This window comes from Candidatus Symbiopectobacterium sp. NZEC135 (assembly GCF_025962695.1).
In genome coordinates this window covers 1-1330 of sequence record NZ_JAGFPF010000472.1, presented here as the reverse complement: position 1 = coordinate 1330, position 1330 = coordinate 1, and the positions used below count along the sequence as shown (strand labels likewise).

At 45.3% G+C, this 1330-nt stretch carries 1 protein-coding gene and 1 pseudogene; both read right to left on the bottom strand.

The annotated features are described in order from the left end of the window. A pseudogene (locus J5224_RS28000) lies at positions 1–486 on the bottom strand (hypothetical protein); the annotation flags it as partial. 315 nt (positions 487–801) lie between these two features. After that, positions 802–1330: DUF4123 domain-containing protein (locus tag J5224_RS27995; RefSeq protein ID WP_264628387.1), on the bottom strand; the 529-nt coding region annotated here is incomplete at its 5' end.

Genomic DNA, 1330 nt, shown 5'->3' with positions numbered 1-1330 from the left:
ACCAATGACAGCCCGTAGCTCCACTTCAGGATAAACCTCTATTTGTGCATAACTCGCTTTACCCGTGCAGCCCTGCGTAATCAGTTGATAACGATGGGGAGTGGCAATGGCATCAGAGGGCAGATGAATACGATTGAAATAGGACCATATCGGATCGACGGGCAGATCGGCCTGCTCGCTATCGGCGGGTTTCTTGTAATAGAGCGTGATGGGGTTTGGCACACCCTTCTTTAACGCAATTTTTTCATTTCCACTTTCCAGCGTGGCCTGCGGACAGGTGGGTTTTTCACACTTTCCTTCGATTTTTATCGTTCCCTGGCTGCCAGTGCCACCATCCAGAACTTTCAGGCGAATATTTTTCTCCACAGGCCAGACATGGGTTTTCTCATCAAATGCATCAAGCGTTATCTCATAAGTACAAGGATCGGGATTATTGCAGTTGGCGCAGGCACTGCCCGCAGCGAGTGAGATTTTTCCTTCAGACATACGCTTTTCCTTTAACGGGGAATATATCCCAGTGTATCGTTAAGCAAACGTTCAACCCGGTAGTGACCAGGAAAGCTTTCATTACTTAATAGGTCCTGCCATTGCGCAGGAAGTTTTTTTATTGAATATATATTTTTTTCTACCAACAAATGCAGTAGTCCGCGAATAGCGCGATCATCTTCAATGCCTTTTGCCTTACAAAAATGATAACACTCACTCACAGACTCGTTGACCGTAAGGCGTTCAGGTTCATCTCGCAGACCATGATAAATACCATCCCCCTGACTTATTTTCCATTCGGGAGTCTGTGATACACTATGTTGTATGTTTTACTTCCGCATAGTGATTCAGTAAATCAAGCTGTGGCTGGCTAATTTTCAAAAACTTCATTCGATGCTTAGCCGTTGGCGGAAACTGGTCACGAATGGGCTGAAAATGCTCCTCCCGAATTCTTCCATCATAGACCGTCATCATTTTTTCAATCGGGCCCAGAAAACAGTGCAATTCCCATTCACTCAGAACATGGCATAAATCCCAGATATTCCGGGGATCATAAAAACGAAAAAAAACGGGTTTCTCTTCAGAGGTAAGAAGAACCTGTAAATATTTACGCAGATGGTGGCGTAAATCCTTCATGCTGACCCGTGTATATAAATAGATCCCCCATGGCGAGGTTTTACTCACCAGCCAGGTTGAAACCTCATGCGTGACTTCAACTAAATAGGGAGCCAGCGGGACTAATTCCTGCTGCAAGGGCTCCGCATATAAGCAACAATGCGGCGGATCGTGTTCAGCCAAAAAATCCAGTAGTTCTTCTTCAATTGAGCCATCGATAACGGCATAT